We start from the raw sequence: 9,799 nt of genomic DNA on the forward strand, positions 1-9,799 counted from the left end.
TACTGTCTACTATGATGGGAGCATATCATTGACCCCCGGAACAGCTCTTTTTGTTGTTCTTATGGTTTTCCGATGGTTTGGTTGGCTAAACCTACATCCAATAGATCGTAGTAGAGATTAGCTTCATTCCCACCATGGTCTTTAGAAAGGTACATCGCTAGATCTGCGGCACGCAGAAGTTCATTAATGCTGCTTCCATTTTCAGGAAATAGGGCTACGCCAATACTTGCGGAGGTGTGGAAGCTAGATCCATTGTCAATAGACCAAGATTTGTTGAATAACTTAAGCAACCGCTGAAGCATTTCATCTAACATTTCTGGAGAGGTAAATCGGTGCAGTACCACCGCGAATTCATCACCGCCAATCCGGAACGCCTGGCCTACACCTTTAACCGTTTGCAAAAGCTCTCGAGAGAGCAGTTGGAGAAATTCGTCACCTGCCAGATGTCCTAAGGTATCGTTTAACTGCTTGAATCTGTCGCAATCCAGCAATGCGAGTGCAATATTCTTTCTCCGTTCCTCGGGTTGGTTGATGAGATTCTCCATGTACATTTTGAAATGAGCACGGTTGGGAATTGCGGTTAAATGATCATAGAAGGCTAGCTTATGTAATCGTTCTTCGTATTGCTTCCGTTGTGTAATTTCACGGGACACTAACATAAATTGTGCTGGGAAATTATTGCTTCCCCGAACAGGCGACACCTTCGTTTCCAGCCATACCCATTGCCCTTCAGCTCCACGCATTCGTAGCTCTGAGATACGAGGGGTTCCTTGAACGATACTCTTTAGTTTGGCCCAAGCGATTTCCGGTTCACGAATATAGTTGGATAGTGGGTCACCCTTTTTAGGAACATAGCCGAGAATACTTGAATGTGAAGGGGAGCTATACAATATCAACCCGTTAGGATCAGTCAATATAATAAAGTCAGACATGGTTTCACCGATTAGCTGATAGAGTGTTTGTTCCTCCAGCATTTCATTTTTGAGCCAAATGATTTTGCGACCCAGATAAATAATAACTAGAAGCAGAATAAAGAAGACCAATGAGTACAGCGCAAAAAGTGCACTCTTTTTATCTTGGAACCCATCTGTTACTTGTAAGGCGTAGGTGTCTACCAGGTCTTCTGATTGATCAAGATGAGTTCTAACTTCATTTAACTGCATGTTCAGATTTACAGCATGATATGAAGCAGGGTCCCATCCGATTTGCATCCGTTCAGCTATCAATTTACTCCCTGTATTCTTCCATAGGACTAGGGATGTTTCAAAGGCATGGAGCTCATTCTCTAATTCAGTAAGTATATTGGCCTGCTTCAAATCACTGTAGGGTTTGTTGATGGATCTGATGTCTGAACTTGCTAGGCCTACCCGTTCTTGTGCTTGTTGATTATTGTCCTTAAATTCCTGAATGAACTGATCACGTTCAGCGTCAGTGAGGTTCGAGCTCATGGAGGAGTGGAGAGCGATTGCGGCTTGATACAGATCACGATCAGCGCTCAGTATGAGCTCAGAGTTCTCAAATACATCTTCATATAAAGAATCTGACATTCTGTTAATGGTGTGATTTAGATAGAGTAAAGAAGCTACACTAATCCCAACCAGTAGAATGGAGATCGCAGCGAAAATAAAGATTAGTTTGCGTGTTACTTTGATATCGAAAAATCCAGCCACGGTCATTCTCTCCCCGCATAAGATGTTTAACAAATCTTATTGCTGCTAACTATAACCTGCGGAACATCCATTTGTGGCAGGTGTATTTTATTTTCAGGCAAAGATGTTGAGAGTGACTATGTGAAAAAGAGGTGTTGTAACATAGTGGGAAATGAGGCATGGGAAAGATAAATTGTGTGTGGACCGCAGTTTGTAGTACAACAAGTATATAGGACGTCCTACTTATAGAGCAATCGCTTCCTCAAATAAATATCGATAATAATAAAATTAATGATTACGGTATGAGCCTATTGCCTTATCTATATTCAAATCCATAAATCCTATTACCCACCGTCTTCGTAAATGATACCTAGCTCAGCCTCAAAAATATGCGTTCTGTTATGCTAAAAAAGCTGCTCAGTCATATTAATGACTGGGCAGCTGACTTGAAGTAACTATTCGTTACGTAGTGCATGAATGGGGCGAAGCCGTGCGGCTTTGTTCGCAGGCATCATTCCGAAAATTACGCCGATAAGCAAGGAGAAAACAAAAGAGATCAGTACCATATCCCAGGCAATGGATACGGTAAGTGAAGTATACTTTCCTAGGAGCCAACTACCTGCGGCTCCAATACCAACACCGATCACCCCACCCAATCCGCTAAGCACAATGGATTCGATCATGAATTGAGCGAGAATATCGAACTTTTTGGCGCCGATTGCTTTGCGGATACCAATTTCTCTTGTTCTTTCATTGACGGATACGATCATAATATTCATGATGCCGATCCCCCCAACAAATAGTGAAATGCCGGCAATTCCCGCAAGTGCCATTGAAAGCGTAGCTGTCGTAGAATTTACAGTTTCCAGCATCTCTTGAGAGTCAAATACACTAAAAGCATTATCCGCATAATTAAATTTAGCATCCAGTGTACTCTCTAGTTTATCTTTTACCGTGGCTACAGTGTCTGCTGAAGTCGTCGCAATTGTGATAGAACGTACGCCTTTGCTTTTTAACTGACGTTCTGCAGTAGCTATAGGGATTAATAAGATATCATCGTTGGAACCACTTAGACTAGAGCCTTTGGCTTCCAACAGGCCGACGATTTTATAGCTGATCCCGTTTAGCTGTACCTTTTGGCCTATAGGATCATCTGTGCCGAATAAATCCTCAGCCGTACCTGTGCCTATCAGCGCAACCTTCTGCCGGTACTCTGTATCTATATCAAGCAGGAAACGTCCTGACTGTACATGGAAATCCTTAACGTCCTCATAAGAAGGTGTAATGCCTTCAACAGTAACGCTAACATTCTCAGTATTATGCTTGGCTGTAACGTTGCCACTGATTACAGGAGCTACATTTTCTATCCCCTCTATATCTCCTAGTGCTAAGGCTTCTTCATAGGTGAGGGAGGTGGTAGCCCCGCGGCCAGTGATGTTTACCGTCAGCTGATTTGTTCCGAGTCCATTAAGCTGCTCCGTAATCTGAGAAGTAGTTCCCTGCCCCACAGAAACGAGAATGATAACGGATGATACACCAATAATAATACCCAGCATCGTTAAAAAAGCTCTTACTTTACTGCTGTAAATACTTTTTAGAGCCATCCGCATACTTTGAAATAATTTCACCTCGCATTCCTCCGATCTTCTACGAGGTTGCCATCCTGAATACGAATGATCCGCTTCGCTTGCTTTGCAATTTCGAGGTCATGTGTGATTAGGATGATTGTATGACCTTGCTCATTTAATTCTCGAATCATCTGCATGACCTCTTGTCCAGTTCGCGTATCAAGCGCCCCGGTAGGTTCATCTGCAAGTAGAATCGGGGGAGATCCAGCCATGGCTCGCGCAATCGCAACACGCTGTTGCTGTCCTCCAGAAAGCTCAGAAGGTCGGTGATGCATTCTTTCCTCCAAGCCTACTTTAAGGAGTGCCTGTTGCGCCGTTTCTCTACGTTCTCGATGTGAGAGGCCGCGGTATATTAGAGGAAGCTCTACATTCTCGACAGCAGACAATTTGGGGAGAAGATTGAAATTTTGAAAGATAAAGCCGATCTTCTCATTTCGGATAATAGCCAGCTTGTTGTCGGATAATTTGCGAACCTCTTGCCCGTCCAGAAGGTAACTTCCCTCATCTGATATATCGAGGCATCCAAGCATGTTCATGAGTGTTGATTTACCAGAACCGGAAGGACCTATAATCGCTACGAACTCTCCGAAGTCGATTGTAAAGGAAAGATTTTTTAGGACTGTCATAGTTTCTCCGGCCATATTATAGCCATGGGTCATGTTCTGGACTTGGATCAGTGGTGCTGAAGCACTCATCTGCTGCCACCCCCACCACCACCAGCTGGTGCTCCGCCCATGCCACCAGCACCACCTCCACTGAAGCCGCCACCACCGCTAAAGCCTCCGCCGCCGAAACCGGCGCCACCCATACCGCCTTGCATTTGCATCTCAGTACTAGTTGTACCCGTTTTGGTAGAGATTACTGTAGGAATGATCACTTTGTCTCCTTCATTAAGTCCGCTGACAATTTCAATGCTGCTCTCATCATGAATGCCCACTTCGACGGAAACCATTCGCTGATTACTATTTCCGCGGTTTCTTGTGCCAGCTGCTCCACTAGCCATAGCACCGCTGCCGCGAGCATCAGGCGCTCCGCTAGGCATTGCGCCACCGCGAGCATCAGGCGCTCCGCTAGGCATAACTCCACCGCCAGCTTCAGGTGCTCCGCTGGGCATTACTCCGCCGCGGGCAGCATCAGGAGCCCCACTAGGCATTGGTGCCTGGCCCTCGGTAGATGAGTTTTCGGTTGAACCCGCTGTTAAGGGGAGAGCTACTGTGTACTTGCCATTTCTTTCTTGAACAGCTTCAACCGGTACGGTTAACACATCTTTTTTCTCAGCCGTTGTAACTGAAACTTCTGCCGACATCCCGACAAGGGCACCTTCGGAGCTAGTTAAGCCAACGGTAACATCGAAGAGGGATACTCCGTTTGAGACTGTACCTTCCTTGGCAATCTTTGTGACACTCCCCTTGAATTCAGTGTCGGGAAGGGCATCCAATGAAATGGTGGCAGGCATCCCCAACTTCACTGTAGGAATATCAAGCTCATCCACCTGCACTATAACGCTTAAATTAGCATAATTGGTGATATCGATGAGTTCAGAGCCATCCATCGCTTTTTCACCGTTGGCTATATTAACAGCTGTAACAGTTCCGTCAATAGGGGCGGTTAGGGGATCTGGAGGGATCATATCTTCTTGTACAGATGCTATTTTTTCGATTTGAGAAGCGATATCTGTTTTCGCTTTTTCAATCGAACGTTTGGCACTGGCCAATTCATCCTCGGAGGCACCTGCCACGGCAAGCTTCTTATACTGCTCCTGCTTGTCCTGAAGATCCACTTCAAGTGAGGTAAGAGAGGTTTGTTCCTGTTTGAGATTGTCACTCAGGTCATCGCCTTCGAAGGTAATTAATGTCTGGCCTTTTTTCACAAGGTCTCCTTCTTGGACAAGCACTTCAGCTGCGGTTCCAGCGTCCTTCGTTTTCACTTTTCCTGTTTCGGTGGCCGTGACGGAGCCTGCTCCAGATACATTTACTATGATATCGCCCTTCGTAACCGTGGCTGTATTTACGGGCACTTCAGCAGCCTGACTGCTCTTATCAGGTAAAAATGTATACACCAACAATCCGGCTGTTGCTACAGCTACTACTCCGATGGTCCAGAGCAACACTTTTTTCTTCTTCATTTCTATCCTCCATAGATCATCAAATTTCTTTTGAATTCAGCCACCCTTGCGCTTTTACTAAATGTCGGATGGATTGTTAGCATTAGAATCGGTGTTTGAAGCGGAATTGCTGTTTGAAGTCGTTGACGCTGCCTGATAAGTGACCACATAGGTCCCAGTTCCCAGCAAATTTCGATGACCTTGGAATTCGTCGTATATATTCAATCGGATCGCGCCGCCACTTAGAGTTTTGTAAAGATTGCTTGTGAATGTTGTGGTGTACGACTTGAAGCTACCTAATGGCAGATCTGTGCCAAGTGTTAATGTCTTTTCCATCGTTTGTCCGAAGGGGTCGATCAGCTCTAGTACAAGCTTGTGCTCATACGTACCCGATTCGTAAAGCGTGCTGCTCGACAGGTTGTAGGTTAGGACAGTGCTTAGCGTATCTTTTCCACCAGTGACGGTGGTGACTGCATTTGTCACGGATAGGGTATAAGGGAACAATTCTACATCCAAAAGATTGCTCTTTGCCTCCAACGCAACATTATTTAGTCCCAGTGACACCGTATTGATATATCCCGTTGATTTCCCGCCAGGAGCCGTAAGTTTTCCTTCGGATACCCCTTCACCGATATAAAGAACAAGCTGAGAAGGATCTACTCCAAGTGGAAGCTTAGTCCAGACGGTAATCAGATTTTTTCCGTTAGGGCTCGTGGAAGTTGTAGACTGGTTGACCTCGCCTTCGAAATATTGATTGTCTGGTGTTTTGTAATAAGCTACGAGTTGAGCCTGCTCTGATTTACGTGTTTCCTCACTGTTCATTTCCAGTTCTGTGTACATGATATTGGAGCTCGTACCCTGATAAACCGTTGTCCGGCGCTCTAATACTTCTGCTTTTTTGCTTTCAAGGTCAATTTGGAAGGAACTTAGTGCTGCAACTTCCTGAACACGGCTATCCAACTGATTTGTACTTAACGAAAGAAAATTAATTTTGCTTTCGCCGGAGGTTTCTTGCAGCGTTATTTTTAATGGATTGAACTGGTAGGTGTAAGGAACATTGGCCACGACATAAACGTCTGCGGATTCATTTGGCCCGAGTAGGGTTTGTGTGCTTTCTGTGACGACTTGGGAAGTGCTGCTAATATCACTCTCACCAGCTTTAATGACACTTGTAAACGCTGGAAGCTGTACAGAGGTCGATTTCATGTTGCGAATATTGATTTTAGCTACAAGCTGATCTTTGTCTGCCCAAGGTAGCCGCTGGATGTTCGTAAGCTTGACAGCAAATGTACCGTGGCTGTTCTCCACTGCGTATTCTGTATCCTGCCAATTATTAGTTTGGAGAGTGTAAGGGATCTGATAATAGGCTGTAGGAAAAATGATCTTACCCTCGACAGCGGGTTCATTCATTTGCAGCTGTAGCGTTCCTTGAGCTATCGTTAGCGGAACTTCTGCACTGAGCTCGATTATTTTTTCTTCAAGGGGTTTGAGTGTAAGGTTGGCGAAAGCCTTCGTGTCCACCGGAAAGCTATATCCTTCAGCGGCTTTAACGGTAAATTCATAAGCAGGCAAAGTAATCGCTTTGTTGCCGCTATTTTTTACTCGAAATTGCAGCGTCCAATTCGCGGTGCCGTTGTCGGCATAGACATTGGCGCTTTTTAACTGCGTCTCGACAGTATTGTTGTTGATCGTAAGTTTCTTGATGACATTGCTGGCTACGACAAGATCCGGTGTGGTAGCAGCGGGAAGGTTATAGGTGACGATGGGCAAAGCTATTTTTAATGAAGTATCTTCTCCAGCAAACTGCAGAGTCATATTGTCTGTCTTCATATAAGAGGGGATTTCCGTCATGTAGTAGATCTTCTTTTTTTCTTGTGGCTGTACTTTGTAGTTGCTGCTCGCGTCATCAAGCGTTAATTCAAATACAGATCCGCCTGCGGATGCGAGGTATCCCTTAAGTCCAGGATCACTTAGCACTTTGGTTCCTTGATTGGTTAAGCTCACACCTACTTTGGCGTATACCTTACCGTTATATTTGTAAATTTGCAGACTTTCTGTTTGGGTTGTTACGGGTTGATTATTCAAGGTTATTTTTTTGCTTTGCCCTCTAGCGACCGCTTGTGAAAAAGTTGCAGGTAGGGTGAAAGTACCCAGCTTCTTTTGATAATCGGTACTGCTGAAATCCCAACCAAAGACTGAAATCTTAACGCCTTTTAAAGAGGTGGATTTACCGATGTTTACATAATAGGTTACGGATTGACTGCTTTTGGAGGCTATGGACTTGATAGTTGCACTGCTGGTTACTGGGCTCCCTTGGATAACCGTTCCTCCGGCAGTAGTTACCTTAGAGAAATAGTCCACCAGATTGATGCTGCTTCCGCTCCCATTGTAATAGCTGAGGGTGTATGTAAGAATATTGCCGCCATCCTGAGTTAAAAAGCCTACATCGCTCAGCTTCACGCTTACGTTACTCTTTAAAGCTATCGAGCCGAGTTTATCCAGAGTGGATACGGTGGTGGTTGCCGTTTTGGTGGATGTACTAGTCGTTGATGCAGCGTATGCTCCATACGCTGAAGCTTGACTCAGAACGGCTGCGCTAAGTATGATCCCAGCGACTTTTGTTCTTCGTGCATGCATGTAATTCCCTCCCGGTATGAAAGTCCTTGTACTATGAAGGTGGTTTATGATGGAGTACAACCATGCCTTCTTAATAATGGAAATTATCAAGCTCCGCTGAACGTTAGCTGAAAAAAAGTCCCCGGAACGGCTCTGAACCTTAAAGCCAGCTTAAAGCCAGATAAAAATTGCCCTAATTATGCTTGAACTTGTCAAAACGACAGATTTTGCATATAATAAACAGACATATCTCTTGCATAAAAGAGATACCTGACAATTAGATTGAATTGTAAAATGCAGTGATGGAGAAGAGTACACAGTGCCTGACTTACAGGGAGGAGACGCCGGTGATTGAGAGCGTTTCTAGGAAACAGAGCTGTCGAAGTTCACTCCGGAGCAGTTCCTTGAATTCCTTAAGATTGCCTTGTAAGGAAGCGTAGGGGAAACCGGTCACAGACCGTTATTTCTGTATAAAGTGAGATAGGTATCTGTCCAGCCAAAAGAGGGAATGAAGCTCTTATGGGGAACAGATCAGCTTGTCTAACAAGGGTGGTACCACGGTCTTTTCGTCCCTTACCGGGAGGAAAGGCCTTTTTTTGTTGAACTAGACAATGATTGAAGGGGGCTGTACACGGCCATGAAAGAGAAGTTGGAAGCATTGAAGGTTGAGGCGCTGGCTAAGTTGCAGGAGGTTATGGATCCACAGGTTTTGAATGACCTAAGAGTGAAATACCTCGGTAAAAAAGGCGAGCTTACAGAAGTTCTGCGTGGTATGGGAGGACTTAGTGCTGAGGAGCGTCCGGTTATCGGGCAAGTAGCGAATCAGGTGCGTAGTGCGATTGAGGAGATTATTGGAGCGAAGCAAGAAGCTTTTCAACAGCAAGAGACGCAGCAACGTCTGCAGGCTGAAAAAGTAGACGTAACATTGCCGGGTCGCCGCATGCAGCAAGGTGGGATTCACCCGCTTAGCAGAGTGGTTCAGGAAATTGAGGATATTTTCATTGGTATGGGCTACCGTGTGGCTGAAGGTCCGGAAGTGGAGACCGATTATTATAACTTTGAAGCCCTAAATCTGCCTAAAAATCACCCGGCACGCGATATGCAGGATTCCTTTTATTTAACGGATGACCTGCTTATGCGTACTCAAACCTCTCCGGTACAAATTCGTACTATGCAGGCTATGAACGGTGAAGTTCCAGTTAAAATCATTTGTCCGGGTAAAGTATTCCGCCGCGATGATGACGATGCAACGCATTCCTTCCAGTTCCATCAAATTGAAGGTTTGGTTATCGGAAGCAACATTCGGATGAGTGATCTGAAAGGCACCTTGCAGCAATTCGTACAAGAGATGTTCGGCCCGAATACAGACATTCGTCTTCGACCGAGCTTCTTCCCATTCACCGAGCCAAGCGTTGAAGTGGACGTAAGCTGCTTCAAATGTGGCGGCGATGGCTGCAGACTGTGCAAGCAAAGCGGATGGTTAGAAATCCTTGGTGCCGGCATGGTGCATCCAAACGTTCTGAAAATGGGTGGCTATGATCCTGCTAAGTATAGCGGCTTCGCATTTGGTATGGGTGTTGAGCGTATTGCTATGCTTAAATACGGCATCGATGACATCCGTCATTTCTATAACAACGATATGAGTTTTGTAAAGCAATTCAAGGGCGTTTAGATTTTTGGTGGGCGAGCTGGCTTGCGGGTTAGGAGGATGGATTTTGGAGCATTTGATTTCATGTTGTAAAAACCCTATTAAGCTAGGATCGGAAAGGAATTTTGGAACTGTAGGAGCGATAGCGACCGCC

Annotated in this window: 6 protein-coding genes and 1 other annotated feature; of the genes, 1 reads left to right on the plus strand and 5 read right to left on the minus strand. The window is 45.2% G+C overall.

Annotated elements, in window-relative coordinates:
* Positions 1-59 precede the first annotated feature (59 nt).
* The 5 genes from CA598_RS30155 to CA598_RS30175 all read right to left on the minus strand — a co-directional run bounded on the left by CA598_RS30155 (position 60) and on the right by CA598_RS30175 (position 8,018).
* The gene (locus CA598_RS30155) at positions 60-1,670 is read right to left on the minus strand and encodes a diguanylate cyclase domain-containing protein (RefSeq protein ID WP_179283799.1); all 1,611 of its coding nucleotides are present in this window, start codon (positions 1,668-1,670) and stop codon (positions 60-62) included.
* 434 nt (positions 1,671-2,104) lie between these two features.
* On the minus strand, positions 2,105-3,277 hold the full coding sequence (locus CA598_RS30160) for an ABC transporter permease (RefSeq protein ID WP_094878876.1): 1,173 nt from the start codon (positions 3,275-3,277) through the stop codon (positions 2,105-2,107).
* On the minus strand, positions 3,274-3,972 hold the full coding sequence (locus CA598_RS30165) for an ABC transporter ATP-binding protein (RefSeq protein ID WP_094870612.1): 699 nt from the start codon (positions 3,970-3,972) through the stop codon (positions 3,274-3,276). Before CA598_RS30165 ends, CA598_RS30160 begins: the two co-directional genes overlap by 4 nt.
* Positions 3,969-5,402 (minus strand): efflux RND transporter periplasmic adaptor subunit, encoded by a 1,434-nt coding sequence (locus tag CA598_RS30170; RefSeq protein ID WP_094878877.1) that lies wholly within the window; start codon positions 5,400-5,402, stop codon positions 3,969-3,971. Before CA598_RS30170 ends, CA598_RS30165 begins: the two co-directional genes overlap by 4 nt.
* 57 nt (positions 5,403-5,459) lie before the next feature.
* On the minus strand, positions 5,460-8,018 hold the full coding sequence (locus CA598_RS30175; RefSeq protein ID WP_179283800.1) for a hypothetical protein: 2,559 nt from the start codon (positions 8,016-8,018) through the stop codon (positions 5,460-5,462).
* 269 nt (positions 8,019-8,287) lie between these two features.
* Positions 8,288-8,574, plus strand: a binding site (T-box leader).
* Positions 8,575-8,634: 60 nt separating this feature from the next.
* Between CA598_RS30175 and pheS the strand changes: the two genes are divergently transcribed.
* Complete coding sequence (pheS, locus tag CA598_RS30180) at positions 8,635-9,669, plus strand: phenylalanine--tRNA ligase subunit alpha (RefSeq protein WP_094874787.1); 1,035 nt, start codon at positions 8,635-8,637, stop codon at positions 9,667-9,669.
* Positions 9,670-9,799: the final 130 nt, after the last annotated feature.

The sequence above is a fragment of the Paenibacillus sp. VTT E-133291 genome (assembly GCF_002264395.1).
In the GTDB taxonomy this organism is placed as follows: Bacteria; Bacillota; Bacilli; order Paenibacillales; family Paenibacillaceae; genus Paenibacillus_AQ; species Paenibacillus_AQ nitricinens.